This is a genomic window from Acinetobacter sp. YH16056_T (genome assembly GCF_024605895.1).
Taxonomy (GTDB): domain Bacteria; phylum Pseudomonadota; class Gammaproteobacteria; order Pseudomonadales; family Moraxellaceae; genus Acinetobacter; species Acinetobacter amyesii.
Genome location: NZ_CP094545.1, coordinates 3,288,191 through 3,314,638 on the forward strand (window position 1 = coordinate 3,288,191; position 26,448 = coordinate 3,314,638).

30 protein-coding genes are annotated in these 26,448 nt (G+C 41.6%); 13 read left to right on the forward strand and 17 right to left on the reverse strand.

Going from position 1 to position 26,448, the window contains the following annotated elements; translation table 11 throughout:
• Positions 1–1,128: an anhydro-N-acetylmuramic acid kinase gene (locus MST17_RS15975; protein ID WP_180027343.1), complete on the forward strand. Its 1,128-nt coding sequence runs from the start codon at positions 1–3 to the stop codon at positions 1,126–1,128.
• Between the two features lie 98 nt (positions 1,129–1,226).
• Here MST17_RS15975 and MST17_RS15980 read toward each other — a convergent pair whose 3' ends face one another.
• The 4 genes from MST17_RS15980 to MST17_RS15995 all read right to left on the reverse strand — a co-directional run bounded on the left by MST17_RS15980 (position 1,227) and on the right by MST17_RS15995 (position 6,070).
• Positions 1,227–2,513 (reverse strand): lytic murein transglycosylase, encoded by a 1,287-nt coding sequence (locus tag MST17_RS15980; RefSeq protein WP_180027344.1) that lies wholly within the window; start codon positions 2,511–2,513, stop codon positions 1,227–1,229.
• 731 nt (positions 2,514–3,244) lie between these two features.
• Positions 3,245–4,366 (reverse strand): 5-(carboxyamino)imidazole ribonucleotide synthase, encoded by a 1,122-nt coding sequence (locus MST17_RS15985; RefSeq protein ID WP_168379845.1) that lies wholly within the window; start codon positions 4,364–4,366, stop codon positions 3,245–3,247.
• A 16-nt stretch (positions 4,367–4,382) separates the two neighbouring features.
• The gene (gene purE / locus MST17_RS15990; protein ID WP_180027345.1) at positions 4,383–4,895 is read right to left on the reverse strand and encodes a 5-(carboxyamino)imidazole ribonucleotide mutase; all 513 of its coding nucleotides are present in this window, start codon (positions 4,893–4,895) and stop codon (positions 4,383–4,385) included.
• Positions 4,896–5,008: 113 nt separating this feature from the next.
• A complete protein-coding gene (locus tag MST17_RS15995) occupies positions 5,009–6,070 on the reverse strand; it encodes an RNA-guided endonuclease TnpB family protein (protein WP_194087874.1) in 1,062 nt (353 codons plus the stop codon).
• A 235-nt stretch (positions 6,071–6,305) separates the two neighbouring features.
• Between MST17_RS15995 and MST17_RS16000 the strand changes: the two genes are divergently transcribed.
• Positions 6,306–6,602 (forward strand): hypothetical protein, encoded by a 297-nt coding sequence (locus MST17_RS16000; protein WP_227591842.1) that lies wholly within the window; start codon positions 6,306–6,308, stop codon positions 6,600–6,602.
• On the forward strand, positions 6,599–6,739 hold the full coding sequence (locus MST17_RS16005; protein WP_227591843.1) for a hypothetical protein: 141 nt from the start codon (positions 6,599–6,601) through the stop codon (positions 6,737–6,739). Before MST17_RS16000 ends, MST17_RS16005 begins: the two co-directional genes overlap by 4 nt.
• A 25-nt stretch (positions 6,740–6,764) precedes the next feature.
• Here MST17_RS16005 and MST17_RS16010 read toward each other — a convergent pair whose 3' ends face one another.
• On the reverse strand, positions 6,765–7,103 hold the full coding sequence (locus MST17_RS16010) for a DMT family protein (protein ID WP_078189529.1): 339 nt from the start codon (positions 7,101–7,103) through the stop codon (positions 6,765–6,767).
• A gap of 274 nt (positions 7,104–7,377) precedes the next feature.
• Between MST17_RS16010 and mpl the strand changes: the two genes are divergently transcribed.
• Complete coding sequence (gene mpl / locus MST17_RS16015; protein WP_180005549.1) at positions 7,378–8,742, forward strand: UDP-N-acetylmuramate:L-alanyl-gamma-D-glutamyl-meso-diaminopimelate ligase; 1,365 nt, start codon at positions 7,378–7,380, stop codon at positions 8,740–8,742.
• A gap of 63 nt (positions 8,743–8,805) precedes the next feature.
• Here mpl and MST17_RS16020 read toward each other — a convergent pair whose 3' ends face one another.
• The gene (locus tag MST17_RS16020) at positions 8,806–9,276 is read right to left on the reverse strand and encodes a BLUF domain-containing protein (protein WP_180027153.1); all 471 of its coding nucleotides are present in this window, start codon (positions 9,274–9,276) and stop codon (positions 8,806–8,808) included.
• Positions 9,277–9,485: 209 nt separating this feature from the next.
• Here MST17_RS16020 and MST17_RS16025 point away from each other — a divergent pair, with 209 nt between their 5' ends.
• Entirely contained in the window at positions 9,486–9,821 is a 336-nt protein-coding gene (locus MST17_RS16025) for a hypothetical protein (RefSeq protein ID WP_111885703.1), read from the forward strand.
• Positions 9,822–9,877: 56 nt separating this feature from the next.
• Here the strand turns inward: MST17_RS16025 and MST17_RS16030 are convergent, their stop codons facing one another.
• Entirely contained in the window at positions 9,878–10,162 is a 285-nt protein-coding gene (locus tag MST17_RS16030; RefSeq protein ID WP_168379505.1) for a GNAT family N-acetyltransferase, read from the reverse strand.
• 355 nt (positions 10,163–10,517) lie between these two features.
• Positions 10,518–10,799 (reverse strand): GNAT family N-acetyltransferase, encoded by a 282-nt coding sequence (locus tag MST17_RS16035; RefSeq protein ID WP_180027154.1) that lies wholly within the window; start codon positions 10,797–10,799, stop codon positions 10,518–10,520.
• 156 nt (positions 10,800–10,955) lie between these two features.
• On the opposite strand from MST17_RS16035, the gene MST17_RS16040 reads away from it, so the two are divergent.
• The gene (locus MST17_RS16040) at positions 10,956–12,149 is read left to right on the forward strand and encodes a sugar transporter (RefSeq protein WP_180027155.1); all 1,194 of its coding nucleotides are present in this window, start codon (positions 10,956–10,958) and stop codon (positions 12,147–12,149) included.
• Positions 12,150–12,451: 302 nt separating this feature from the next.
• The gene (locus MST17_RS16045; protein ID WP_168379508.1) at positions 12,452–13,417 is read left to right on the forward strand and encodes a TerC family protein; all 966 of its coding nucleotides are present in this window, start codon (positions 12,452–12,454) and stop codon (positions 13,415–13,417) included.
• 64 nt (positions 13,418–13,481) lie between these two features.
• Here MST17_RS16045 and MST17_RS16050 read toward each other — a convergent pair whose 3' ends face one another.
• Together MST17_RS16050 and MST17_RS16055 are read right to left on the reverse strand one after the other, a co-directional pair.
• The gene (locus MST17_RS16050; RefSeq protein WP_257222604.1) at positions 13,482–13,745 is read right to left on the reverse strand and encodes a nucleotidyltransferase family protein; all 264 of its coding nucleotides are present in this window, start codon (positions 13,743–13,745) and stop codon (positions 13,482–13,484) included.
• Positions 13,711–14,073 carry a nucleotidyltransferase family protein gene (locus tag MST17_RS16055; RefSeq protein WP_257246875.1) on the reverse strand — a complete coding sequence of 121 codons (363 nt, stop codon included), beginning with the start codon at positions 14,071–14,073 and terminating at the stop codon, positions 13,711–13,713. The genes MST17_RS16050 and MST17_RS16055 overlap by 35 nt, the downstream gene beginning before the upstream one ends.
• Before the next feature lie 255 nt (positions 14,074–14,328).
• Here MST17_RS16055 and guaD point away from each other — a divergent pair, with 255 nt between their 5' ends.
• The 3 genes from guaD to MST17_RS16070 all read left to right on the forward strand — a co-directional run bounded on the left by guaD (position 14,329) and on the right by MST17_RS16070 (position 16,836).
• Positions 14,329–15,645 (forward strand): guanine deaminase, encoded by a 1,317-nt coding sequence (gene guaD, locus MST17_RS16060; protein ID WP_180027156.1) that lies wholly within the window; start codon positions 14,329–14,331, stop codon positions 15,643–15,645.
• A 225-nt stretch (positions 15,646–15,870) separates the two neighbouring features.
• Complete coding sequence (gene hpt / locus MST17_RS16065; protein ID WP_078194457.1) at positions 15,871–16,398, forward strand: hypoxanthine phosphoribosyltransferase; 528 nt, start codon at positions 15,871–15,873, stop codon at positions 16,396–16,398.
• Between the two features lie 180 nt (positions 16,399–16,578).
• Complete coding sequence (locus MST17_RS16070) at positions 16,579–16,836, forward strand: GlsB/YeaQ/YmgE family stress response membrane protein (protein WP_180027157.1); 258 nt, start codon at positions 16,579–16,581, stop codon at positions 16,834–16,836.
• A gap of 79 nt (positions 16,837–16,915) precedes the next feature.
• On the opposite strand, the gene MST17_RS16075 is transcribed toward MST17_RS16070, so the two are convergent.
• A complete protein-coding gene (locus MST17_RS16075; RefSeq protein WP_180027165.1) occupies positions 16,916–17,614 on the reverse strand; it encodes a DsbC family protein in 699 nt (232 codons plus the stop codon).
• A 113-nt stretch (positions 17,615–17,727) separates the two neighbouring features.
• A complete protein-coding gene (gene dmeF / locus MST17_RS16080) occupies positions 17,728–18,672 on the reverse strand; it encodes a CDF family Co(II)/Ni(II) efflux transporter DmeF (protein ID WP_180027158.1) in 945 nt (314 codons plus the stop codon).
• A 56-nt stretch (positions 18,673–18,728) separates the two neighbouring features.
• Between dmeF and MST17_RS16085 the strand changes: the two genes are divergently transcribed.
• The 3 genes from MST17_RS16085 (at position 18,729) to MST17_RS16095 (ending at position 21,593) form a co-directional block, all read left to right on the forward strand.
• Positions 18,729–18,995, forward strand: a complete 267-nt coding sequence (locus MST17_RS16085) for a metal/formaldehyde-sensitive transcriptional repressor (RefSeq protein WP_180009138.1) — start codon at positions 18,729–18,731, stop codon at positions 18,993–18,995.
• A 115-nt stretch (positions 18,996–19,110) separates the two neighbouring features.
• Entirely contained in the window at positions 19,111–20,286 is a 1,176-nt protein-coding gene (locus tag MST17_RS16090; protein WP_257224038.1) for an MFS transporter, read from the forward strand.
• 128 nt (positions 20,287–20,414) lie between these two features.
• Positions 20,415–21,593 (forward strand): hypothetical protein, encoded by a 1,179-nt coding sequence (locus MST17_RS16095; protein ID WP_180027159.1) that lies wholly within the window; start codon positions 20,415–20,417, stop codon positions 21,591–21,593.
• 86 nt (positions 21,594–21,679) lie between these two features.
• On the opposite strand, the gene mnmE is transcribed toward MST17_RS16095, so the two are convergent.
• The 5 genes from mnmE to rpmH form a co-directional block, all read right to left on the reverse strand.
• Positions 21,680–23,035: a tRNA uridine-5-carboxymethylaminomethyl(34) synthesis GTPase MnmE gene (gene mnmE, locus MST17_RS16100; RefSeq protein WP_078189512.1), complete on the reverse strand. Its 1,356-nt coding sequence runs from the start codon at positions 23,033–23,035 to the stop codon at positions 21,680–21,682.
• 92 nt (positions 23,036–23,127) lie between these two features.
• Positions 23,128–24,894 carry a membrane protein insertase YidC gene (gene yidC, locus MST17_RS16105; protein WP_180027160.1) on the reverse strand — a complete coding sequence of 589 codons (1,767 nt, stop codon included), beginning with the start codon at positions 24,892–24,894 and terminating at the stop codon, positions 23,128–23,130.
• 5 nt (positions 24,895–24,899) lie between these two features.
• Positions 24,900–25,220, reverse strand: coding sequence for a membrane protein insertion efficiency factor YidD (gene yidD / locus MST17_RS16110; RefSeq protein WP_111885710.1), 321 nt, complete (start codon positions 25,218–25,220; stop codon positions 24,900–24,902).
• Between the two features lie 9 nt (positions 25,221–25,229).
• On the reverse strand, positions 25,230–25,622 hold the full coding sequence (gene rnpA, locus MST17_RS16115) for a ribonuclease P protein component (RefSeq protein ID WP_078189509.1): 393 nt from the start codon (positions 25,620–25,622) through the stop codon (positions 25,230–25,232).
• A 31-nt stretch (positions 25,623–25,653) separates the two neighbouring features.
• A complete protein-coding gene (rpmH, locus tag MST17_RS16120; RefSeq protein WP_000831329.1) occupies positions 25,654–25,788 on the reverse strand; it encodes a 50S ribosomal protein L34 in 135 nt (44 codons plus the stop codon).
• Positions 25,789–26,448 lie beyond the last annotated feature (660 nt).

The following is a 26,448-nucleotide window of genomic DNA, read 5'->3' on the forward strand; positions in this document are numbered from 1 at the left end:
ATGACAGCGATCTACATTGGGGTAATGACCGGCACAAGCATGGATGGTGTCGATATTGTTGCTGCTTCTTTTGATCCTTTAGAGATTCATGCGACGCTCACACTTCCCTTTGACCCAGACCTTCGTGATGAACTGATGGCCCTCACCTTGCCTGATGATAACGAAATTGATCGCATGGGTAAGGCAGACGTTGCTTTAGCTCAAATGATCGGTCAGGGCATCAATGAATTGATCGAGAAAAATAAGCTAGATCGTAGTCAAATCAAGGCGATTGGCTCACATGGACAAACCATCCGCCACCGTCCTGAACATGGTTTTACCCTGCAAATTGGCGACCCCAATATTATTACCGAACTCACTAAAATCCCTGTGATTTCAGACTTTCGCCGCCGCGATATGGCTGCGGGTGGTCAAGGCGCACCTTTAGTTCCTGCGTTCCATCAAGCGCTTTTCCAACATGACACCATTCACCGTGTGATTTTAAATTTGGGTGGCATTGCCAATGTCAGCATGTTACCTGCGGGTAAACCTGAAGATGTCTATGGCTTTGATACAGGCCCTGCCAACATTTTAATGGATGCTTGGTGCGAACGTTATACTGGTCAGCCGTATGATGAAAATGGCAACTGGGCGGCTTATGGTCAGCCTATTCGCAGCCTGCTCGACCGCTTACAAGCGCATGAGTTTTTCTCTAAGGAACCGCCAAAAAGTACAGGTCGTGAAGACTTCAATCTAGAATGGTTAGATGAACAGATTCTCGATTGGCGTGGAGATCTCGAATATGACGAACTCGAAGATACGCCAGAAAACATTCAAGCAACCTTAATGAAACTCACCACACGTGCCATTAAAAAAGCCATTTATCGTTCTGATATGGATACTGGTGAAGTCTATGTCTGTGGTGGTGGTGCATACAATTCGCACCTATTAGAGCAACTGCGTTGGCGTCTACGTAAACATGAATGGACGGTGCAAAGTACCGCAGATTTAGGCTTAAGCCCAACTTGGGTGGAAGCGACAGCCTTTGCATGGTTAGCGATGCGCTTTGTCAATCAGCTCAGTGCAAATTTACCAAGTGTGACGGGTGCTGCTGGCTATCGTATCTTAGGTACAATCACTGCGGTTTAAGAGTCAAAAACATATAAAAAAGGTCTGCAATTGCAGACCTTTTTTATATAGACAAGCTTTTATATAGATTGACTACTATATAAAAGCATAGCTCAAACTTAATTCATCATTGCCTTGGCATGTTCATTACGGAAAGCCCGTAAAATCTGCTGTCCTGCCCGACCTGTTGGGCTTAAACCCAGTCGATTTTGCTCTTGTCGTATGGCTTGACGGGTTTTATCTCCAATTAATCCATCCACTTTACCAATGTCATAGCCACGGTTGAGTAAAAATTGTTGAATCTCACGTCGTTCCGCACGTGAAGTGCCAGGATCATCGGTTGGCCATGTCGTACTAAAGCCGCCCTTGCCTTGCAAGCGATCGGATAAATGCGCAATCGCTAATGCATAACTCTCTGCCGCATTGTAGCTATAGATTGCATCGAAATTTTTAAACACCAAGAACACAGGCCCACTTGCCCCAGCCGGTGCCATTAAACCTGCTTGGCTCGATCCAGAAAGGTTGCCTTGAATTAACGGCGTGCCATCGGCACGCTGCAAACCACGATTCATCCAGCTATCTAATGACTTTTTATTACGGCGACTTTCACCACTGATCGACATACCTTCGGGAATTTTTACTTCAAAGCCCCACGGCTGACCAGTTTGCCAACCACGCTTTTTCAGGAAGTTGGCTGTAGACGCCAAAGCATCTGTGGTGCTCGACACCAAATCACGGCGGCCATCACCATCAAAATCCACGGCCAGTTCTTCATAAGTACTCGGCATAAATTGGGTATGACCAAATGCACCTGCCCACGAACCTTTCAATTGTGATTCATTTAAATCACCACGCTGCAAAATCCGCATGGCTGCAAAAAACTCACCACGGAAATAGCTTTGGCGGCGCCCTTCACAACTTAAAGTGCCCAATGACTGCAATAAAGGATAGCTGCCCGCAATATCACCAAAATTACTCTCCACACCCCAAACCGCAACCACGGTTTCAGCAGGCACACCATAAGCCGCCGTGACACGGTTTAAAACCTCACGATGCTGCGCCAATTTCTGCCGACCCAGTTGTACACGCTCTTCATCCACCAGTCCTGACAAATAGTCCCAAATCGGTGTTGAAAACTCAGGCTGATAGTTGAGCTTTTCAATCACAGAATAATCTGGTGTTAAATTTTGTGTATAGCGATCATAAGTGGACGCACTCACACCAGCATTCATTGCTTGCGAGCGCAAATTAGCTAAGCAGCCTTGAAAGTTATTTTGTGGTGAAATGCTGCTCGTTGCAGGCATGCTCGACGCATTGACAGACTGACCATTAATAATCAACTCGGCATTTGCCTGAGTTATTGCCAAAAAAGCAGTCCCGAAAACAAATCCTAAGTGATGCTTCATACCCTTGATCTTTTTTTGAATTTAAATTGTTGCTTTAACAATAGCAGCTCAAAGCAAAAGTTAAAGGTTCAAAACGTAAATTTAAATTCATAATTTCTACTTATTTAAATTCATTTTTGAAATTTGAATTCAAAAGCAGTTATCCACAACCCAGTTTTAAATTCACTACAAACCAAACAGCGGTTTAAATTTAAATTCAAAACTTTTAAATTTAAAAATAAACTGCATGTAGAAAAAGTTATCCACAAATTCAAAATAGCGTGATAATTCATTTTTATTTTTAATAATCAAAATATTATAGATTTTAAAAGCACTTTCTACAGATCCAATAAGTCTGATCAACTTTTAAATTCAAATTTTTTAAATTTAAACACAGCGAAATGAATTCATTTTTTGAAATTTAAATTCATAAACTTTGAATTCATTGTTTTTGGCATAGGATTTTTTGAATTCAAATTCATAGTTTAAATTTAAAAACACAGTTTGAATTCAAAACGCATTGGTTATTTTTGATTTTGATTCACATACATCGCAGGCCATTGATACAGAAAAAACCATACGAAGATTAGCGCAGAATATTTATAAACGAACGAACACTTTATGATCAATAGTTTCTTATCGTTTCACCGATAAACGGTGTGATTTTGCAAAGAGGCGCAATGATGCCCGAACTACAGCAATAAAAAAAGCGGCCATGTGCATGACCGCTTTTTTATCATTCAAACTCAGGTTTAAATGGTCATATCTTCGCTAAGTGCCAATGGATTCGGCAAAATTTTCGCCAAAGCACGACATAAAGCTGTTAATTCAGCGGTATCGTTCGGCATTAAAGTGATGTGACCAATTTTGCGACCTTCACGCTCTGTTTTGTTATACAGATGCAAATGCGCGCCATTCAGTGCCAATACATCTTCAGATTTCGGATGTTGACCAATGATGTTTACCATGACCGTTGGACGAACAACTTCAGTCGAACCCAAAGGTAGACCTGCTACAGCACGAATGTGGTTTTCAAACTGTGAACACACTGCGCCTTCAATCGACCAATGCCCAGAGTTATGCACACGTGGCGCCATCTCATTGGCATATAAGCCTTTATCTGTCACAAACAGCTCTAGCGTCAAAACACCGACATAATTCAAATGATTGAGCAGGCGAGTAATGTAGTCTTGCGCAACTGGTTGTAAGTCTGCGCTGTTTGGCGCAGGCACAATCGAATGCGACAAAATGCCGTTGTGGTGGTGGTTTTCCGCCAATGGCCATGTTTTCACATCACCGTCTTGACCACGCACCGCAATAATTGAGACTTCACGTGAGAAGGTTACAAAGCTTTCCGCAATCAATTCACCAGCAGGGCCCAGTTCAGCCCATGCTTGATCCATTTGCTCAGCGCTACGTAGCACGAATTGGCCTTTACCATCATAACCGCCACGCGATGTTTTCAGTACGATGGGTAAACCCAGCTCAGCAACAGCGGCTTCCAAACTCTCTAAAGACGTCACAGCCTTATAGGGTGCAACTGGAATAGCTAATTCATCAAACAAGGCTTTTTCAGACAAACGATGCTGTGCAATCGCTAAAGCTTGACGCGGCGGGTGCAGTGCTTTGTTCTTGGTCAACACATCAACATCTGCTAACGGGGTATTTTCAAACTCTAAGCTGAAAACATCTGCACTCTGAATGAAATCTTGCAAGCCATTTTCAGCTTGGGTCGAAATCACTGGACCTAGGGCTGCAGAAGGGCAGTCGGTACTCGCTTCAAAGAAGGTGCATTGAATGTTTAAAGGTAATGCCGCTTGCGCCATCATACGACCAAGCTGGCCACCACCAAAAATACCAATGGTTTTATCCATGAGAAATGCCCCTTAATTAAGCTTGACCCGGAATATTTTTACTCGCCACTTTATCGGTTTGCGCAGCGCGGAAATCTGCAACATTTTTTGCGATATCAGGACGCGTTAAACCTAAAATTTGTGCCGCCATGATCGCTGCATTGGTTGCACCCGCTGGGCCAATCGCCAAAGTACCAACTGCAATACCTGCTGGCATTTGCACGATAGACAGCAATGAATCCACGCCGTTTAAAATCGATGATTTTACCGGTACACCAAGTACAGGCAGGTCAGTCTTCGCTGCGCACATGCCTGGCAAATGTGCAGCACCGCCAGCACCGGCAATAATCACTTGAATACCACGATCACGTGCGGTTTCGGCATATTCGAATAATCGATCTGGAGTTCGGTGTGCAGATACTACTTCCGCTTCAAATGGGACGCCAAGCTGTTTGAGCATATTGGCAGTGTTTTCTAGCGTTGCCCAATCCGATTGAGAACCCATGATAATTCCAACGAGAGGAGTGTCTTGTGAAGCGGCCGCATTCATTGCAATGTTTCCAGAGATTAAAGTAAGAGAGAGTAAATCTCGACTAGAGCCAAGCTTTAATAAGAGCCCCGTATTATAGACTGAAAATTCATCTCATTGACATCCTCCGCCCCTTAAAAGAGGGTGATTCCTACAGCTAGACGCTTATGCCCAAGCGCAAGAATGTTTAGAGCTGAGTTTATATCTCGATCATGAGCTGTACCACAGCTCATGCACTCCCATTCTCTTATTCCAAGATCTGTCTTACCTTTTGGACTACTTGAGGTGATCTCACCGCAGCACGAACAGATTTGGGTGGTATAGGCTTCTTGGACTTCTTCAAACAATACGCCTGCGTTCTCGCATTTATACTTGAGCATTGTTTTTAGTGCAGAAAATCCTGTATCCAAAACAGATTTTGCCATTTTGGTTTTTACTAATTTTTTAGCACTCAAGTCACCTACAATAATCAATGCATTTTCATTCACAAGCTTGGTGCTTGCTTTATGCAAATGATCTTTTCGACTATTTGCAATCTTGGCGTGTAATGCACGAACACGCTTCTTATTCCTGGCTCTCTGAGCAATACCTAATTTCTGCTCATATTTTCGATAGAATTTTGGATTTGAAATTACTGTGCCATCAGAACAGGTGGCAATATCTTTTAAGCCTAGATCAATACCAATCGCTTTGGTTGCTGTCGATTTATCTTGCTTAGGCGATTCAACAACAAGACATACATACCAACGCCCACGGCTATCCTCTACAAATGAACCTGTTTTTAACGTGTATTTGCTTAAACCGTAGCTATCCCAAAGCTTAAATTGGTGTTTTCCATACTGGACATATCCATTGGCATATTTGATAGCCACCTTTTTAAAGGGAACCCATCCCAAAGAGCGCCTTGCTGATTTTTTATTGCTGACACGCCATTTCAGCTTTGCCTTTTTAAATTGCTTTCTTCGGGTGACTAATTCTTCAGTTACAGCCTGAATGGTTTGACTATGTAAATTACATTCTTTGGATGTGCCTTTCATATATTTGGCAATATCAAAAGCAGAGAGAAATTCACCTTTCCGCTTCAAATGCCTAAACCCTAAATCATTGACATAATTCCAGACGAAGTTCACTTCTGATGCTAGTTGGTCTAACACCTTGCAATGTTTGTCTTTTATACGTAATTTAAGGGTTTTCATGTACTTATATTAACAATCAAAACTCAAGGAAAATAGTCCTTAGTTAAATCAAACGACACTTCAGGTCGTGTCGCTTATATCTCTGACCTGAAGGACAGAGTTTTACGCTCCATTTGATAAAATTTAACGGTTGTCTTTAAAGAGAAAACTCCATAATATTTTTATAAAATTATTTTTATTTTTTTCAATTTTATAAAAACTTTTATTAAATCAATATTTATAAGACACTTTAAAGATGAAACAGATCTTCATCCTGCTCACTTTAGCCTTAAGCTCTCAGAGTTTTGCCCAACTGGTTCAACTCAATACCAGCCAATTTGAAATAGAATTTAACCTCTTACAGAAACAAAAAGGCTATAACAGCCAGATTAAGAGTAATGGCTACATCCACGAAAAATTTTTAGTCACTGGCAAATCGATCATTGATGAACGTGAGTCGGTCAAGATGACAGGCTATTACAAAGCAGATGATGGCCGTGATAAAATGTATTCAATTTCAGAATATCGTGTAGCTATGTTTTTGCACTCATGAACTTTGAAGCAGACGGTCAAATGACTGTACTGACCAGTGAGAGTGATTATGCCTTTGACTATGAAGATCCCACTCCAAGAGACCGTGAGTTTAGTAAAGTCCTCAAAAATGCCTGCAAACACGCCTCACTTAAATGATCGGACCCATGCGGCATCGGATCAGTTAAGCACTGCGAAACACGAAATAGACACACCCAAAAAGGCATAAACCTGCCCACAAATAGTCCAATTTAAAGGGCTGTTTAAAAAGGAAAATCATAAATGGAACGAAGACCAATAGCGTCACGACTTCTTGTGTGATTTTCATTTGACCCAAAGACCACCCATGTTTGGCCAACAATCGCGTTGCTGGGATCATAAAACTATATTCGAGTAACGCGATCGCCCATCCAAATAAAATCGCTTGCCAAAGCGGCGCATCATGTAAAAACTTCAAATGCCCATACCAGGCCAAAGTCATAAAACAGTTGGAAATAATCAATAAAAACAGGGCAAGTGACATAAGCAATCAAGATCGCAAAAAATTGCGCTTATTGTACGTTTTTCATCACAATTTCGCGCCTATTTTCCGTGTTTTTATCATTAAGAAAATCACACACATTTGATCAGTTACGAGCTCAATCTTTTTGTACGATCTCATACAAAAAAATCTATCTTTTCGCTAAGACCCTTGCTATGGTTGCTCTCAAATGAAATTAACTTTTTCAACCAAATCTATAATGACAACACCACAATAACAAAGTGATGTGTCGGTAAAAGCAGTGGAGTTAGAACGAATGCATCTGCATATCTTGGGTATTTGTGGCACCTTTATGGGTTCATTGGCGCTCTTGGCGCGCGATTTAGGACATAAGGTCACGGGTTCAGACCAAAACGTTTACCCACCAATGTCTACCCAATTGGAAAATGCAGGCATTACCTTAATGCAAGGCTATGACCGTAGCCATCTTCAACCACATCCAGATCTCGTGATTGTCGGCAATGCCATGAAACGTGGTATTGATGCTGTGGAATACATGTTGAACGAAGGCCTGCCTTATATTTCTGGCCCACAGTTCCTTGCAGACCACGTCCTACAAGGCAAACATGTCTTAGGTGTTGCAGGCACACATGGTAAAACCACAACCACAACCATGCTAGCATGGGTGCTCGATCAAGCAGGTTTAAATCCAGGCTTCTTGATTGGCGGCGTACCTTTAGGCTTTAGTGAAAGTGCACGTTTAGGCGGTGGTCAATATTTCTGTGTAGAAGCCGATGAATACGATTCCGCATTCTTCGATAAACGTTCTAAGTTTGTGCATTACCATCCTAAAACAGCAATTTTAAATAACCTTGAATTTGACCATGCCGATATCTTCGATGACTTGGCTGCGATTCAAAAGCAATTCCATCATCTAGTGCGTACTATTCCAAGTGAAGGCCGTATTATTGCGCCCATCACCGAAACAAAAATTGATGAAGTCTTGGAAATGGGCTGCTGGACACCTGTCGTGCGTACATCTTTAGATGCCAATGACAAATCTGAATTGTATGCAGAACAATTGTCTGCTGACGGTTCACATTTCAAAGTGCTACAGCATGGTGTTGTGAAAGGCGAAGTCAAATGGAATATGACTGGGCAACACAGTGTAGCCAATGCTTTGGCAACCATTGCTGCGGCTGAACATGTCGGTGTTTCGATTGAAATGGCGTGTGAAGCGCTTTCAAACTTTGGCGGTGTCAAACGTCGTATGGAGCTTTTGGGCACAGTCCGTGGCATTGAAGTGTATGACGACTTTGCACATCACCCAACGGCGATTGATACCACGTTAGAAGGTGCGCGTAAGCGTCTGGGTCAACGTAAGCTTTGGGCGGTGATCGAGCCACGTTCTAATACCATGCGCATGGGTAGCCATAAAGATGGCCTTGCACATTCTGCACGCTTAGCGGATGAAGTGATTTGGTATCAACCTGAAGGTTTGGATTGGGATCTACAACCCGTGATTGAAGCTGCTGCGAATAAAGCTGTCGTGGCACGTTCACTGGATGACATCATCCAAACCATCGTAAGCGAGGCAGGCGAGGGCGATGCTGTAGTGATTATGTCGAATGGCGGTTTTGGTGGTTTACATCAGAAGTTGATCAGTGCATTAAAAGCCTAAATCAACTGGATAAAATGAAAGAAGCCCGCGAAGCGGGCTTTTTTTATTTTATTCACACTCAGCTTAAAAATAATGCTGATAGCCTCGGTTTTTATAGCCTGAATCCAGCTTAACCGGCTGTTCAACATTTTCTAATCTTAACAATGTCGTTAAAAACGCCTGAATTTGTTCCGTATTAAGCAGGTTTGGTTGAAAGCTTGAATGTCCAAAGCGCTGGAATAAACTGGCAATTTCACTATGTCGATTTACATATTTCATCGACCATTTTGAAAAATCGATTTGATCAATAGTTTCATCAGGATAACGCACAATATCCCGATGCCGCGTATCTTGCATAATATGCTGAAAAAGCTGTTCGAGTGCCGCTTGCTCACCTTGCAGGCATTGGAAGAACCGGCCTTCTGCATAGTACAGCACGCCAAAAATATTTTTTTCAGTATTAAAGCTGCGGGCTCTCACCAAAATATCACTTAAATCTTGTATTAAATCAAATTGTTGTTCTACACGCGTACTGGCATAACAGAGTTGTATCATTGTGTTTATTCTTCAAGTATTTGCATGATTTTAACGTAGAAAGCGCTATAGGATGAGTAAATATTTGTATATTTTTTAATCAAATGTGCTTTTTAACTTACAACACAAAACCAAGATCACGTATACCGATATCACCTTCATTTTTTTAAACTCATACATATTAAAACAATGAAATTATTTCCATTTGAAGATGAATAAAGAGGTCTACCATGCTCAAAAATTTATTCATATTTTTATCGATCACTTGTGTATATTTTGCTGCCTTAATCATCCTGAATAATTTTGGCATTTCAGATTTTTTAAATGTCGTGATTTGCTCGCTTATCTTAGGAATAACACTGCGCACCGTGATTCCTCACTATCTTATTTATTTACTGATGATGATGACCATTGGCAGTATTTATTTTGTGCTGAATGATTTTGCTTTATTAAATATCATGTGTTTAAGCTTGGTTTTAGGAATATTGATCTGCTCAATTTTGTTCCAATTGTGGCCACATATCGTCAAAACACCATCAACGCTGTTGAAACTCAAGCTCAATTGAGCACAACGCAGTTTTTAAATTTTCATACTGATAAAACGCCCGCATCGCGGGCTTTTTTAGGCTTGAATATCGGCTAATGTCTTGTCTCGGCGAAACATCACCTCTACATAAGAACAGGTTGGGATAATTTTTAAGTGTTTGTCACGAGCAAATTCCACCAAATGATCCAATAACACACGAGCAACCCCTTGCCCGCGTAAGGAATCATCTACCCACGTGTGATTTGCCACAATGCTGTGTTCATCACGCCATAGATAACTCATTTCTGCGAGGCGTACACCCTCAGCATTTAACTGAAAAAATTCACCTTTTTGACCATTATCTTGATGTTGCATAGTCACTGTTTTTTCTTCCTTTTTATGAAAAAATACACCGTGTAACAAACGAGAAAGTGATTGGTACAGAACTTAAACGACCTATATTCAACTGTAGGTGATAATAAATCCGTACACCTTTCACATTAATTAAAAAACAATTAAATCACATTTGCCGGATATTTTTATTATGGACCTTTATATCATCGCCATCTTTGTATTACTGATTGCTGCAGCATGCTTGGTTGTATCGCTGTATAAATCACGATCTTAATTCAACTTCACAACTAGATTTCAAATAAAACAGCCTGATTGCAATACGATCAGGCTGTTTTTATTTATCCAAATGATTAATTCACATCACGCTATACAATTTAGCGTATTAGCGTAGAACATCACGAATCGATTCATCTTTATCAAATACAGATTTTGCAAAAGGGCAGAGCGGAATAATTTTCACGTTCTTTTCCCGAGCAAAATTCACTGCTGCATCGAGGAGATGTCGCCCAACACCTTGTCCTCGCAAGCTGTCACTGACATCGGTATGATCAATAATAAATTTATCATCGCCTGCCCATGAGTAAGTCATCTCTGCCAAACGGTCCCCATCTTGCTCAACAAAAAAAGCTCCTTTTTTTTGATCATCATCTTGTTGTACAAACATCTTAAATTTCCTCCATTTTTTTATAAATTGGCATGTAATGCAGGTCAACTCTGTTGTTTTTGTATTAATTTAAACCGCATGTACAGGGCTTAAATCGGTTCCTGCTTGTGTATACAGCATAGTAAAATATGCCACTTTTTTTATTTGAAGACACTCATGTCTGCCTCTCCCTCCGAAACGGCTTCTTCTGGCTCTTGGACGGCTGTGATTGCTTTGGCTTTCGCAGCATTTATTTTTAATACCACTGAATTTGTACCTGTCGCGTTGCTCAGCGATATTGGCAAAACCTTTAGCTTAGCCGCAACCGATGTCGGTATCATGATTACGCTGTATGCATGGGTGGTTGCGCCGATTTCTTTGCCGATCATGTTATTGACCAAAAATATTGAACGTCGCTCGCTCCTGATTTGTTTATTTATAGTGTTTATTATCAGCCATGTTCTGTCGTATTTCGCATGGAGCTTTAATACCTTATTGCTCAGTCGAATCGGCATTGCCTTCTCACATGCACTTTTTTGGTCAATTACTGCATCGCTGGCGGTTCGTGTTGCACCGAAAGGCAAAGAATTTCAAGCCTTGGGGCTTTTGGCCACAGGCACGGCTTTGGCGATGGTTCTCGGTATTCCGTTTGGGCGTATGGTTGGAGAAGTCTATGGTTGGCGAAATACCTTTGCTCTGATTGGCATTGGCGCCAGTATCGTTTGCCTGATTTTAGCCAAAACGCTGCCAATACTGCCGAGTTTGAACTCAGGTTCGCTGAGCAGCCTAAAACAGTTTATTCGCCGTCCAAGCTTAATGATGGTCTTTGCATTAACCATTATCGTAATTAGCGCGCAATTTACCGCATATAGCTATATCGAACCGTTCTCACTCAACATTGCTGCATTCAGTTCCATGCAAACTACCACGTTGTTATTAATCTTTGGTGCTGCAGGCTTTCTGGGATCTTATCTCTTTGGGAAATTTGGTGGGAAATATCCTAAAGTTGCGATTCCTTTGAGTACGGCCACACTGGCTTTATCCATGCTGCTGTTGCTTCCTGTTTCTTTAAGTTTTACAGGTGTGAGCGCGGTGTGCTTATTATGGGGCATGAGTATCATTGGATTTAGTCTCGCATTACAGTCAAAGACGCTGCATCTCGCATCCGACGCCACAGATGTCGCCATGGCTATTTATTCGGGACTTTATAATGTCGGGATTGGCGGTGGCGCACTCTTGGGCGGCATGGTCAGCGTACATTTCGGTTTGAGTTATATTGGTGTGATCGGAGGAATCATCGCGGTGATCGGCACACTTTTAGCCTTAGCGTTGGTACACCGTGGTGATTTTAATCCTCCCGTGACACATTAAATGAATTCGCAAATTGCCGATTGCACTTTGTACTAAAAACTGTCATGCTTTGCCGCATATTTGGACAGTGTCCAAAACAAAATTTGAACAAGGGGAGTAGCCTCCTCCAAACGTAAACCTTGTTTTACGTGTCAGAATATCGTCATTACACTTTGCAAAAAGTCGGTATCTGAGCATCGCTGCTGCAAATCATTACAGTACGATGTAGGCAAGACCTTGATCATGTTGTCTCAGGCGTTTTATTTCGTCTGGCAACTGGTCGAGGTTTTTTTATGGCTGGTTGTTAGATGTGGAGAATACACATGGAAACGATTGGCTCTTTATGGCTATATCTGGCATTTTTCGGTTTAGTCACCATCATGCTACTCATCGACTTTTTAGGCTTTAAAAATAACAAAGGCCAAGAAATCAAAGTCAAAACCGCTGCCTATTGGAGTATTGCATGGGTCTCTGTGGCTACCTTATTCGGTGGTGCATTGTGGCTCTACTTACAGCAAACCGCTGGTGTCGCTATTGCAAACACCAAAGTCATGGAATATTTCGCTGGTTATCTGCTCGAAAAATCGCTCGCAATTGATAACGTTTTTGTCTGGCTCATGATTTTTGCTGCTTTTGCCATTCCACCTGCTTTGCAGCGCAAACTGTTGCTCTACGGTGTCCTCGGTGCAATTGTACTGCGTACCATCTTTATTTTTATTGGGGCATGGTTCGTTCAAGAATTCTCTTGGGTGCTGTACTTCTTCGGTGCGTTCTTGGTGTATACCGGCTTTAAATTCCTTAAGGGTTCAGACGAAGACGACAAAGATATCGAAGATATGGCAATTTTGAAGTGGCTACGTAAACACATGCGTATTACCCCTCAAATGCATGAAGATAAATTCTTCGTTCGTCAAAATGGTGTCTTGTGGGCAACGCCGCTCTTTTTAGTGTTGATCTTGGTTGAAGCATCGGACGTGATTTTTGCGGTGGACTCAATCCCAGCAATCTTTGCGGTTACCTCTGACCCGTTTATTGTACTGACTGCAAACTTGATGGCGATTTTGGGTCTACGTGCCATGTTCTTCCTCTTGTCTGGTGCTGCATCGAAAATGCATTACTTACCATATGGTCTGGGCATTATCCTGGTATTTATTGGCGCTAAGATGCTGTTGCTTGATGTGTTCCACATGCCAATTTGGATTTCACTCGGCTTTATTGTGGTGACCTTAACCATCACCGCGTGGTTATCGATCCGACACAGCAAGAAGTACCATGAAACCACGCTTTAAAACACTTAGATGAATAAAAGCCTTCTTTCGAGAAGGCTTTTTTATTCTGCAACGAAAACTTGGACTAAGCTTCAGGCATCATCAAGAGTTTGAGTTTCGGCCAGCGTTGTAAAAATTGTTTTTGCTGCACACGCTGCAAAAATGTCGCCTGACTGACTAAACGTGGGTTCCAGCGGACATTTAATTCAAATAAATCATCTAAGCCCAAAGGAGCAATCAGCTGTATTTGCTGTTTATCATCCAATTTAACAGCGATGGCAGTAGCAGTTTCTGGCCACAACGATAGGGCATGCTCAATCGACTTGAGCGCCTGTATCGGCTCCGCCATTTTCCAAACGATACCACTGGTGTACTGTCGCTTGGTTGGTAACATCCCAATGAATGTGAGGAAAATCCAACTGCATCTGCTGTTGAATCCTTTGACCCTGTGTTCCATCATCATGTTCCGCATAATAAATCACATCCACTTCTGTGCCTTCCAGTGCATAGTGTTGTTGATGTCGCTGTGACCAAATCAAAATACGAACCACGCCTGCAGCTAAATAAGCTTGTGTATCTATGGCATACAGGGCATGTAAAATCTGCATGATGCCTTGATGCTGAAATAGGTCATGTTTTAATTGGTCTGAATAACGCATGTGCATTAAAGGGTTCATTGTCGTTTTTTAAAGGGCGCTCTTGAGGTCAATATAGCAAGCGCTGCACCTGTTAGTCTTTATACATACATCGTGCAATGTATACAGCTCAATGCTTTTGTATTATTCAAATTAAATACAATGAACAAAAAAAAACAGAACCACTTATAAACAACTGTTCTATTTTATAGAACACATTTTCACAATTACTCTAACGGTATTTTGAACCAAATTGGGCTACAATCAACCGAAAAAATTCTAAACTGCAGGTATGTCATGTCTTCTGTTATCGCATCTACAGCGATCCGTGGTCGCTTTCTAGATATTCAGAATACAGTTGCCCAAGCACGTGAAATTCACGACCAAGTGCGCTATTTCGAAGATGGTTTGCTGATTACGCAAGCCGGAAAAATTCAATGGTTCGGTCCATGGTCTGAGGGCCAACACCATCTCCCAGATCAGGTTGACGTACAGCATTATTCCGATCAATTGATTGTTCCGGGTTTCATCGATACCCACATTCATTATCCACAAACGGAAATGATGGGGGCTTATGGTGAACAACTGCTGGAATGGCTTGATACTTATACCTTCCCAACCGAAATCCAATTTGAAGATCCGGCTTATGCAGAGCAAATTGCACAGTTCTTCGTAAACGAGTTACTCAAAAACGGAACCACAACAGCCCTTGTTTTTTGTACCGTTCATTCACAATCGGTCGATGCTTTATTTAAGGCTGCAGAACAGCATCAGATGCGCTTAATTGCCGGTAAAGTGATGATGGATCGACATGCACCTGAAGCATTATGTGACACTGCAGAGAGTGGCTATAACGACTCCAAAGCACTCATCGAAAAGTGGCATGGCAAGGGCCGTAACCTTTATGCCATCACGCCTCGCTTTGCCCCAACCTCAACGCCTGAACAATTGGCACGGGCAGGGGAGCTAAAAGCCGAGTATCCTGATGTTTATGTACATACGCATTTGAGTGAAAATAAAAATGAAATTGCGTGGGTCAAATCATTATTCCCTGAGCAAAACGGCTATTTAGACGTTTATCATCATTATGGTCTGACCGGATCACGTTCCGTGTTTGCGCACTGCGTGCATTTGGAAGATACCGAATGGGACTGTATGCATCAGACCAACTCTGCCATTGCGTTTTGTCCAACCTCGAACTTGTTCTTAGGCAGTGGTTTATTTCCATTAAAGAAAACATGGGAAAAACAGGTGAAAGTCGGCTTAGGCACAGACATTGGCGCAGGCACCTCATTTAACCAACTGCAAACCATCAATGAAGCCTACAAAGTTCAACAACTTCAAGGCGATAAACTGTCCGCATTTGAAGCGCTGTACCATGCCACTTTAGGGGGGGCAAAAGCCTTAGATCTAGAGGACAAACTTGGAAACTTTGATTTAGGCAAAGAAGCAGATTTTGTGGTGCTCGATTTAAATGCCACGGCTTTACAAGCCTTACGTCAACAACGTGCCAAAAATCTGGAAGATGCTTTATTTGCCCTCATGCTGATGGGGGATGATCGTAATATCCATGCCACCTATGTGTATGGACAATGTGCTTATGTCAAAGCATAAAATGGCTCGACCGAGACGAAAAACAGTGTTGAAAATTGGACTGATTGCCGTCGCTTGTTTGTGCTTACTCAAGCGTGACAGCACTTCCAAGAAAAACTGATTACATTTTCAACGGCAAAAAAGATGCATCTGCGAGCCAGATGTATTAAAATTGGTTCATCTTTAGAGGTGTTGCAAGTCAACACCTTTTTTATTTTTTTGATTTGCTTTTTTAGGTATCTACCCATGTCTGTTCAAATGAGCGTACTGATTTCCACTGAAGAAATTCAAGCTAAAGTGAAAGAGCTTGGCGCAAAAATTGATGCACACTATGCTAACAGCGACAAAGAGTTGGTGTTAATCGGTCTTTTACGCGGTTCTGTTATTTTTATGGCTGACCTTTGCCGCGCAATTTCAAAACCGCATGAACTCGACTTCATGACCGTTTCAAGTTATGGCGGTGGGACCGTATCTACTCGTGATGTAAAAATCTTAAAAGATTTAGACGGTGACATTAAAGATAAAGATGTCTTGGTGGTTGAAGATATTATCGATTCAGGAAATACCTTAAGCAAAGTTTTAGAAATTTTACAGACGCGCAATCCAAATTCAATCGAGCTTTGTACTTTAGTTAGCAAGCCTTCACGTCGTGAGATTGAACTCGAAGTGAAATTTTTAGGTTTTGAAGTCGAAGATAAATTTATCGTAGGTTATGGTCTGGACTATGATCAAAAATATCGTCACATTCCATTTATTGGCGAAATTGGTCTCTAAGCAAGATCAGATACTTAAGAGTGGCCGAAGGCCACTTTTTTTTTACTTTTCTGGCTATTTCAGAACAAAAAAACAACAGTTTTTTGCATGTTTAGGCTATAGCTCAGCGCAGTTTTGATTAAAGATAAAGATTGAACATGTCGTAAAAAACAAATACATGATAACAAAAGGAGAGTTACTATGTGGTCACTCATTGTTGCGATTGTTGTTGGTTTTATTGCTGGTTTAATTGCACGTGCGATCCATCCTGGAGATGACAAAGCGGGTTTCATCATGACCACCCTTCTCGGGATAGCAGGTTCCTTACTTGCGACCTATGGCGGACGTTTATTAGGTCTATATGGAGAAAATTCTGCCGCTGGTTTTATCGCATCCGTTATTGGTGCGATTATCGTGTTGTTTATCTATAACCTTGTAACGAAAAAAACCCGCGTCTAGTTTTTTATAACGCCATTAAAATACCCGCCTATAGACGGGTATTTTTTTAATTGTACTTTATTCATCGTACAGCTTGAAATTATTTGATCTCTTTTAACATCGATTCTAATTCAGCAGCGGGGTAAGCACCGGTTAAGATCGAACCGTTGGCAAATACGATTCCCGGTGTACCACTTAGTTTTAAGCTTTTAGCTAATTTTAAATTTCGATCAATGGGGTTTGCACAGCTTTTCGCTGACTTCGGTTGAACTCCCTTATTGATTAAATTATCCCAGGCCATAGCAGGGTTTGAATCACAAAAAATTTGCTTCGATGGCGCCAACGACTGCGGTTTTATCGCTGTGACAAAAGTATAAATGGTCACATCATTGAGTTTTGCCAGTTCTACTTCAAGCTTCTTACAATATGGGCAATTTGGGTCAGAAAAGATCGCGATTTGGCGCTTCCCATTCCCCCTGACTGTTTTAATCGCATCTTGTAATGGAAGTTTATTCCACTCAGTTTTCTGCTGATCGAGGATCAATTGTTTGGTCAGATTTTTTTGATCTTTTAAACGGATCATAGATCCTGCAATCACATAATCCGCATTTTCACTCAAATACAAAACTTGATCTTCAACAAAACCGCTATATATGCCCGGCATTTCGGTACTTTGAATATTTTCAATTTTTAAACTGGGGTGCTTTTCTGCCAAGAGCTTTTGAACCTGTGCCGCATCTGCTAAAGCAAAAGTCGAAAGGGTGGTACTCAACGCCAACGCACATACTTTTTTCAACATAGACAGAACTTCAACATTTAATTGATTGAGCATTCTAAGCCCTAACGTGTGAAAGTTTTGGGCTTTTTTCAGTTCATTACGCAATAGCTACATGCCGTTTCACGTGGAACATATTAAGCTGCATCAGGTGAATTAATTTCAACAGACACATGTACAATTTCTTCATGAATCGACAGCGCTTGACGCACTTCATCTGCGCTCAATGCCTGACTGGTTTCTAAGGCCACAATACATGAAAACTGACCTTTACCCACTTTCCATACATGTAAATCAGTTACATCGACGTCGACAGGTAATTGCATTAAAATCTCTCGAATCTCATCAACGACAGGGTGATCCATTTCCGCATCCAGTAATGTTTGTCCAGTTTCTTTCATCAGCCCAATGGCCCACTTACCAACAAGTACCGCACCAACAATCCCCAATAGCGCATCTAAAAATCCCCAGCCCATCCATTTTCCGGCAAATAAGGCCACAATGGCCAACACCGAAGTCACCGCATCAGCAATCACATGCATGAAGGCTGCTTTCTGATTGAGATCGTGATGATGATCATGCTGCTCCTCATGGCTATGCTCATGATGGTGATGGTGATGGTGATGGTGATGGTCATCATGCAATAACCAAGCACAGATCAAGTTCACCACCAGACCTAAAATCGCAATAGGGATTGCTTCGTTATAATGAATTTGGACCGGGTTGAATAAGCGTTCCACCGAATGAAAAGCCATAAATGCAGCAACAACCATCAATAATATCGCGCTGCTATAGCCCGCTAAAATTTCAATTTTCCAAGTTCCAAAGCTAAAACGAGCGTCTTGAGCATAGTGGCGTGCCGCACGATAGGCAAAATAGGCCAAGCCTAATGCCAACATATGTGAACTCATATGCCAGCCATCTGCCAATAATGCCATCGAATTAAAAATCCAACCGCCAATGACTTCTAACAACATCATGACTGCCGTTAAAATAGTGGCAATTAAGATCCGTTTTTGTGCGAGTGGATTACCTTCATCAAATTGATGATGATGAATTCGGATGGATGGGGAAGTTTTCATTAGGTTCTATGCTTAAATATACTCCCCCATAGTATATTTATTTTCTGGAGAAAGTGTTGAGTCATTTACATCAGGACAAAAAGATTTTAAATCGGGTTAAACGTCTACAAGGTCAGGTCAATGCGGTTGAACTGGCTTTACAGCAACCCGAAGCAGGGTGTATTGAGGTATTACAACAGGTTGCGGCCATCAAAGGTGCTGTAAATGGATTAATGAATGAATTAATCGAAGCACATTTACGCCATCATGTATTGCCTCAAGATGTTGAAATCAATGAAGCAGAACTGGAAGAATTTGTAAAACTGCTTAAACGCTATGGATAACGTTACAACTGTGATTTGACCATGGAAAACAATCGGCATTAAACTGAGTCCATATATTCTTCTTTCTCATACAGCACAATATTGACCCTATTGGCTGTACCTCTGCGACTTTAAAATGACCACATCTCCCTCTTGGCGACCGTTTATCATGGTGAGCCTTGCACTCTGTATGGGCACTATTGGTACAGCGCTAGCTAGTCCTCTGTATCCCATTTATCAACAACTTTGGGGACTGCTGCCGAGTCATATCACCTATATCTTTGTTGCCTACATGTTTGGTTGCCTAGCGACCTTGCTGTTTTTAGGTCGTACCAGTAATAGTTTTGGTTTTTTAAGAACCCTGCAAATCGGTATGGCGTGCATCATCTTAGGTTTAAGCTTATCGGTGTTTGCCAGTAATGCGCTGTGGTTATCTATCGGTCGCTTTATTATCGGCATTGCCTCGGGTTTAATTAGTACCTCAGCTATGCTTGGCTTGGTCTATACCATTCCTGAACAGCATAAAAATAATGCACCGCAGCTGAGTTCAATCATTACCGTGATTGGTTTTGGTCTTGGCCCATTTATTGGTGGGGTGATTGCCCAATTTTCGGAACAGCCTTTAGTCACCCCTTATATCCCTGTGATCTTTGGGGGGTTGGCGTGTCTAATAGGGTTATTTTTTATTCGCACACCGAATTTTGAGCCGCAGCCTTTTTCAGTGGCACCACATTTGGAATTGCCTGAAAAACGTGATCATTCACGATTTTATATCGCCGGACTGACCGCCTTTTGTGCCTTTGGCTCCTTCAGCTTATTTGCATCACTCGCACCCTCTTTCGTCAAAGATGCAATCCCATGGCATGGCCCTTTGGTCAGTGGTAGTGCCATTGCGAGTATCTTGCTGGTTTCCGCTGTCGTGCAATTTATGGCGAAATCGATTCCTTCTGCAAAATGTGTCAATGCCGGCTTAATGGTGTTAATACTGAGCTATGCGCTCCTTGCCCTGTGTATGACCCAACATTGGAGCGCATTATTTTTTATTAGCGATGTTTTAGTGGGTGTCGGTCATGGTCTGGGGCTTTTAGGCGCATTTGGCTTAGTTCATCAAATGACCAACAATCAAAACCGTGCTGCGGTGATCTCGACCTATTTATTTATTGGATATCTAGGCACCATTATTCCAATTATTGCAGCCGGCTATTTATCTGATCATTTTGGCTTGATGGTCGGTGTTTTAGGTTTTTGTATTGGCGTAGGTTTATTGTGTATCGGCTTATTGTTTTGGCACCGTAGTCTGAACACCAATTAACCACTGAACTTATTCAAGAAGCATCTTGTATTGGGTGCTTCTTAAACCCAAAAGCAATTAAGAAACCCTATAAAAATCAATCAAATTAAATTAAGATCTTGTGTGATGTGATTCAAAAATTTAAAAAAATGCTAAAAATTCAATGTCAAATTAACACTGCGGAAAATCAAATCATCGCCAGCAGCGAATACGGGAATATTCACTATATTTTACCGTTTGAATCCTTACCGCAATTAGAAACCTATGATTTTATCGTTTGGGGCTTTTTACCCATTGCCATGCGCCTAGGCATCCCACTGCATGTAGAAGGACCTATTTCAATACAAACCCTCCACTCCGCACGTGAAGTTTCAACGGTCTGGGCCGCTTGGTTACCTGATTTATATCAACCAGTCATGCTCAGTGCTGCATCGATTATCCAAACACCACCAGCAAACCAACCCACTCAAAATTTAAGCTTTTTTAGCGGTGGGATTGACTCTACTTATAGTACATACAAAGCTTTTCTTGAAAATGGGCAAGACTCTGATTGTCTCACTGTGCATGGAATGGATTATAAATTTGATGACCATGAAAAATTTCAGGCCTTAATGGATCAGACCCATAGTTTTAGAAGCCAAGTTTTTAAGCAAAGTCGCGTGGTAAAAACTGATGCTTACGCGCTGTACAGTAAATATGGCTGTAACCCTAAAGGTTCGCATGTCACACATATCTTTTCGCTGTTTTCCTGCGCTTCGATTTTTGAACATTACCAGCAATATCGAATTTCAGCCGATTACCGTTTAGATCAACAATTATTCGTTCATCCCTATGGCTCAAATACGGCATCAAACCGATTGATGAAGAACCGATCTGGGGTCTTAATCACCCTCGACGATGATGTCACGCGATCACAAAAAACCGCATTTTTAAGCCAATCTGACTTAGATTTACAAACCCTGTCGATCTGTGTGGACTATAGGGCTCGACCAAAAAATTGTGGTCAATGCAGTAAATGTATGCGCACCAAAGCCATGTTTTATGCCACTAGCCCCGAAATTCCCGATATCTTTTTAGATCGTCGCTTTGAAAAACAGTGGTATCAATCCATTCCATTAAGTTCAAAAATTAATCGTGCATTTTTAATTGATATTTTGTCAGCGGTCGAAAAATCATCACAGCAGCAACAATTTCCAGACTATGCAACACTCAAAGTCAAAGTAGAAGCCGCATCGAAAAGAGCAGCGATTAATCCTTTTTATGGGATGAAAATAAAAGATGTGCTGAGAACGATCATTAAAATTATTTTTGGCTCAAACCCACGCTAAAGCGATGCAAAAAAAGCACGATGTTTTCGAACATCGTGCTTTGGATTGATCTATCCATAGGTGAAATGAGGAGCTCAATCGTTTTATTACTTGCCGATACAGAACGATCCAAAAATCTTTCCAAGCAAATCATCTGCACTGAAATCACCCGTAATTTCACCTAAGGCATTTTGCGCCAAACGTAGAGACTCGGCTACCAACTCACCCGCATGATAAACCACCAACTGCTCACGTGCTTCTGCAAGATAGCGCTGAGTGCGCTTCATTGCGTCTAAATGACGTGTTCGAGCAATAAAGGTATCTTCTTCTGGTTGAAAGCCTGCATGCGCTGTAATCGCATCAATAAGCGCTTGAACGCCAGTTTCTTGTTTAGCCGAAACACGAATATGTCGAAAACCGTTTAAATCGGTCATTTCCGCGGTAGATCCCGTCAAATCGCATTTATTACCAATCAGCATCAAACGCTTCGGTTCAATATGATCGGCAAAGTACGCTTGAGCCAATTGCAGTGGATCTTCGCCCTGACTTAAGTCATAGACCAAAAGTAACAAGTCAGCTTGCTCAATTTCTTTAATTGCGCGGCGAATCCCTTCTTTTTCGACGATATCACCTGTTTCACGTAAACCTGCGGTATCGGTCAAGGTAATCGGCAAACCATTGAGGCTGATTTTTTCATGTAAAACATCACGCGTCGTACCAGCAATATCCGTCACAATCGCACGTTCCACACCCGCCAAAGCATTGAGTAGAGATGACTTACCTGCATTGGGTTTACCGGCAATCACCACTTGTAAACCTTCACGTAGTAACTGACCTTGACGAGCAGACTGCTGTACAGCATGGACCGAGCTTGCCACTTCATCTAATAAACCCAAAATCTTACCATCCGCCAAAAAGTCGATTTCTTCTTCAGGAAAATCAATCGCTGCTTCCACATGCAAACGCAAATGGATAAGTTTTTCTAGCACCGTATTGACCTTGCTCGAAAAGGCACCTTGTAATGAACGTACCGCAGAACGTGCCGCAGCTTGTGAGGTGGCATCAATCAGGTCGGCAATCGCCTCGGCTTGCACCAAGTCCATTTTGCCATTTTCAAAGGCGCGCATTGAAAATTCGCCCGCTTTCGCAGCAATAGCACCCAATTCAAGTAACCGTGCCAATAATGCATTTTGAATAACAGGGCCGCCATGACCTTGAAGCTCCACCACATCTTCACCCGTAAAAGAGTGCGGATTTGGAAAGCAAATCACCAAACCTTCATCCATGATTTCATTCGATGCATCATAAAACTTACGGAAACCAGCAAAACGTGCTTGTGGTAAGGATTGCTGCGTTAATGCTTCTGCAATGGCATAAGATTTGGGACCAGACAGGCGAATCACGCCGACACCACCACGACCCGGCGGTGTGGCAATTGCTGCGATGGTGGTTCGGTTTAACATAAAATTCACCTAAAAATTTTCAAACGACAGATAAAGAAAAATCCGCCTAAGATTACCATCTTAAGCGGATTTATTCAGCCCATCAGCAATGCTTAGTTTGCTGAGTCAGCCGCTTCACGTTTTAAACGGTCTTTTTCAACAGATTTGTTAATCAAACCTTGTTGAAGAATAGTAATACTGTTGTTACAGATCCAGTAAAGCACAAGGCCTGCAGGGAAGAACAACATAAATACCGTAAAGATCACTGGCATGATTTTGAAGACTTTCGCCTGCATTGGATCAGCCGGTTGTGGGTTCAAACTTTGCTGAATGAACATGGTCAAGCCCATTAATAGCGGCAAAATAAACCATGGATCCATCGCAGATAAATCTTGAATCCAACCTAACCATGGCGCATGACGTAGTTCAACAGACTCCATCAATACCCAGTACAAAGCAAGGAAGATCGGCATTTGGAGCAATAACGGCAAGCAACCTGATAGTGGGTTCACTTGTTCACGTTTATACAATGCCATCATTTCTTGCGAGAAGCGCATACGGTCTTCACCGAACTCTTCTTTCATGCGTTGCATTTCAGGTGCAATCACACGCATTTTCGCCATAGAGCGGTAGCTCTTCGACGACAATGGCCACAAGATCAGTTTCACCAGAATCGTCAATAGAATAATTGACCAACCCCAGTTACCCACTAAACCGTGGAAAAACTCAAGACCGACGAATAATAATTTCGCAATAGGCCATAACCAACCGTAGTCTACAGTTTGGTTTAAACCAACCGCCAATTCTTTCAATTCAGATTGGATTTTTGGACCTGAATAGAACGTTGCATCTACTTCTGCCACAGTTCCTGCAGGAACATTGATTGCAGGCGATGTGAACTGAATAATGTTCATATCATCAGTAGATTTACGTGACTCAAGTTTCGCAGCATACGGTTGACCATTGGCTTGCGTTAATTTGATCTGTCCAGGAATCCACGCACTCACGAAGTAATGCTGAACCATTGCAACCCAACCGCCAGTTGCTTCAACATTCAATTTTTCTTCATTGAAGTTAGCAAATTTAAGCTTATTGTAATGTTCTTCAGGCGAACCCCACGCACCACCAAGGAATGTACCTAAAGTGAAAATACCTTGATCAGATTTACCTGGATCTTCAGAGTTGTCGCGTTTAAGCTGACCAAACATCTGACCTTGCCAGTTCTGAGCACTGCGGTTCACGATTTTATGATTCACGACAACAGGGTATTCACCTTCAGTGAAGTTAAAGGTTTTAATAACCTCTACTCCATCTGCTGTTTTATAAACCATTGGTACTGACAAAACTTTTGCTGTTAGGCCATCTTTACCCTTCACAGCTTTTGCGTCATTCAACGTATATGAAGATTTTTCAATCTCATAGGTTGGACGTCCTTTCGGATTGCTGTCAGGGCCATTAAGACCAATTAAGCCAGACTGAGCAACATAAGTACGTTTTGCATCGCTTTCAAGCATTACAAATGGTTCGTCGCTGTCTTTATTTTTGTCATGATTGAGTAATTCAATACGAACAATATCGCCACCCTTTGGATTAATCCAAAGATGGTAAAGGTCAGTTTGTACTGAAATTAACTGTTGACTAACAGGTGCAGTGGCATCTGTTGTTTGTTGTGTAGCAGCATTATTTGCTTGCGGCACATCAGTAGCAGCCGTAGCTGTCTGGCCATTTGGCAAATCGGCAGATACTTCATGCGTTACCACCGCAGCATTTTGCTGAGGTTTTTGTTCCGCATGTCCATAATCTTTCTGCCAAGCCAAAATGAGCAAATATGCGACAACAAACATGGCCCCTAGAATTGCAATCCTGGCCCATTGTTGCATAGGTATTACCCCAAGTGGTTAGAGTGATTTTGGTTCAATAAACGTTCACGAAAGGGTACAGCAACGTGACGCGTTTGAGAATCTATTTGCTGAAATGAAATAAAACGAATTGCTTTTGATGGAACAGGATCATAGCCTGAACCGCCCCAAGGATGACAACGGCAAATACGCTGAACAGCTAGACACACTCCACGTACAGCACCATGTTGATGGACTGCTTCCAAAGAATATTGAGAACATGTTGGAATATAACGACAGCGTGGTCCCAATAAAGGACTAATCGCAATCTGATAGAAACGAATGAGCCAATGCAGTAAACGAACCATTGGTCATCTCTACGCTTGTGGGGAGGTAGCTATTTTTTTATGCTTATTTGCAAGGCGCTGCAATTTTTGCCAAGCAAATTGTAATTGCTGATGCAACTCTGCATTCGGTACCGCCTCTATGCCCATTTTTGGCATAACGACAATATCTAATACATTAGACTGCTGTTGATGCAGGCGAAAACTTTCGCGTGCAAGTCGTTTTACTCGATTTCTTTCATGTGCGCGGCGCACTTTTTTCTTAGCAACAACAATACCCAAACGGCTATTCGGCTGTTCGGAGATTTTTGCTAGAAATAAGAAATGGGGTTGATGCACTTTAAAAAGCGCACCATCGAACACACTTTTATAATCGGCAGCACAGTGTATTCGCACATCTGTGCTAAAGCCGTAAAGTGTTGTCATAACACCCAAGTCTTGACAGTCTTAACTGAAATTAAACAGTTAAGCTGTGACGACCTTTTGCACGACGACGCGCTAATACTTGACGGCCAGCTTTAGTAGCCATGCGAGCACGGAAACCATGAACGCGTTTACGTTTCAACTCAGAAGGTTGGAAAGTACGTTTCATATCGAAACTCCAAAAATGATCTTTCAGTAAAGGTTCGCGATTTTAGTGCTCATTGCTTGAGCTGTCAATGAAAAACACGCTTTCTTTCAAAATCTAGGCTGTGATATATCAAGATAATATAAGGATTAGAAATCAGTCAGAAAGTTTTAAATTAAAATATTCACAAACTAAATCATTGTATATGTTAATTATTTAAGTTATCTTCAAGTTTACTCACAGATTTATCCACAATCTCGAATTTGTGAATTGGTTTTTATGAATTTAAATTTGAATTTAAACCAACCATCAAGTTATCCCCAGAATGGGTCGATCTTATAAATAAATTCAAATTTTAAAATTTAAATTTATTACTATTAGTGTTGATGTTTTCTGTGGAAAACGTATTTTTAGATTTAAAAAACAAATGGTTACATTGTGGATAATGATGTTTTTATAATTTTGATAGTTTGTGGATAACTTTGTGCTACAATTTATCCACAGCTTGCGGATAAACTTATCCACACGTGATTTAAATTTAAATTTAAACTCAATTTGCGTTTTTTTGATCGATTTCGACTGATTTGTTCATGACAGATGTGGATAAGATGGTTAGAATGGCTGCCCGCTTAGGCGGGGTTGAATTATTTTTTTACGTACAATGGACTGAAATAGGGGTTTCAC

Coding starts and splice junctions, on each gene's coding strand:
- MST17_RS15985 (WP_168379845.1), bottom strand. CDS start 4,366: ATGGATAAAACCATTGGTATTTTTGGTGGTGGCCAGCTTGGTCGTATG.
- yidD (WP_111885710.1), bottom strand. CDS start 25,220: ATGGTTCGTTTACTGCATTGGCTCATTCGTTTCTATCAGATTGCGATT.
- MST17_RS16010 (WP_078189529.1), bottom strand. CDS start 7,103: ATGTCACTTGCCCTGTTTTTATTGATTATTTCCAACTGTTTTATGACT.
- MST17_RS15995 (WP_194087874.1), bottom strand. CDS start 6,070: ATGAAAACCCTTAAATTACGTATAAAAGACAAACATTGCAAGGTGTTA.
- MST17_RS16070 (WP_180027157.1), top strand. CDS start 16,579: ATGTGGTCACTCATTGTTGCGATTGTTGTTGGTTTTATTGCTGGTTTA.
- mpl (WP_180005549.1), top strand. CDS start 7,378: ATGCATCTGCATATCTTGGGTATTTGTGGCACCTTTATGGGTTCATTG.
- MST17_RS16090 (WP_257224038.1), top strand. CDS start 19,111: ATGACCACATCTCCCTCTTGGCGACCGTTTATCATGGTGAGCCTTGCA.
- MST17_RS16000 (WP_227591842.1), top strand. CDS start 6,306: ATGAAACAGATCTTCATCCTGCTCACTTTAGCCTTAAGCTCTCAGAGT.
- MST17_RS16045 (WP_168379508.1), top strand. CDS start 12,452: ATGGAAACGATTGGCTCTTTATGGCTATATCTGGCATTTTTCGGTTTA.
- MST17_RS16050 (WP_257222604.1), bottom strand. CDS start 13,745: ATGGCGGAGCCGATACAGGCGCTCAAGTCGATTGAGCATGCCCTATCG.
- MST17_RS16025 (WP_111885703.1), top strand. CDS start 9,486: ATGCTCAAAAATTTATTCATATTTTTATCGATCACTTGTGTATATTTT.
- hpt (WP_078194457.1), top strand. CDS start 15,871: ATGTCTGTTCAAATGAGCGTACTGATTTCCACTGAAGAAATTCAAGCT.
- mnmE (WP_078189512.1), bottom strand. CDS start 23,035: ATGTTAAACCGAACCACCATCGCAGCAATTGCCACACCGCCGGGTCGT.
- MST17_RS16020 (WP_180027153.1), bottom strand. CDS start 9,276: ATGATACAACTCTGTTATGCCAGTACGCGTGTAGAACAACAATTTGAT.
- MST17_RS16095 (WP_180027159.1), top strand. CDS start 20,415: ATGCTAAAAATTCAATGTCAAATTAACACTGCGGAAAATCAAATCATC.
- rnpA (WP_078189509.1), bottom strand. CDS start 25,622: ATGACAACACTTTACGGCTTTAGCACAGATGTGCGAATACACTGTGCT.
- MST17_RS16040 (WP_180027155.1), top strand. CDS start 10,956: ATGTCTGCCTCTCCCTCCGAAACGGCTTCTTCTGGCTCTTGGACGGCT.
- purE (WP_180027345.1), bottom strand. CDS start 4,895: ATGAATGCGGCCGCTTCACAAGACACTCCTCTCGTTGGAATTATCATG.
- rpmH (WP_000831329.1), bottom strand. CDS start 25,788: ATGAAACGTACTTTCCAACCTTCTGAGTTGAAACGTAAACGCGTTCAT.
- guaD (WP_180027156.1), top strand. CDS start 14,329: ATGTCTTCTGTTATCGCATCTACAGCGATCCGTGGTCGCTTTCTAGAT.
- dmeF (WP_180027158.1), bottom strand. CDS start 18,672: ATGAAAACTTCCCCATCCATCCGAATTCATCATCATCAATTTGATGAA.
- MST17_RS15975 (WP_180027343.1), top strand. CDS start 1: ATGACAGCGATCTACATTGGGGTAATGACCGGCACAAGCATGGATGGT.
- MST17_RS16005 (WP_227591843.1), top strand. CDS start 6,599: ATGAACTTTGAAGCAGACGGTCAAATGACTGTACTGACCAGTGAGAGT.
- MST17_RS16075 (WP_180027165.1), bottom strand. CDS start 17,614: ATGTTGAAAAAAGTATGTGCGTTGGCGTTGAGTACCACCCTTTCGACT.
- yidC (WP_180027160.1), bottom strand. CDS start 24,894: ATGCAACAATGGGCCAGGATTGCAATTCTAGGGGCCATGTTTGTTGTC.
- MST17_RS15980 (WP_180027344.1), bottom strand. CDS start 2,513: ATGAAGCATCACTTAGGATTTGTTTTCGGGACTGCTTTTTTGGCAATA.
- MST17_RS16035 (WP_180027154.1), bottom strand. CDS start 10,799: ATGTTTGTACAACAAGATGATGATCAAAAAAAAGGAGCTTTTTTTGTT.
- MST17_RS16055 (WP_257246875.1), bottom strand. CDS start 14,073: ATGAACCCTTTAATGCACATGCGTTATTCAGACCAATTAAAACATGAC.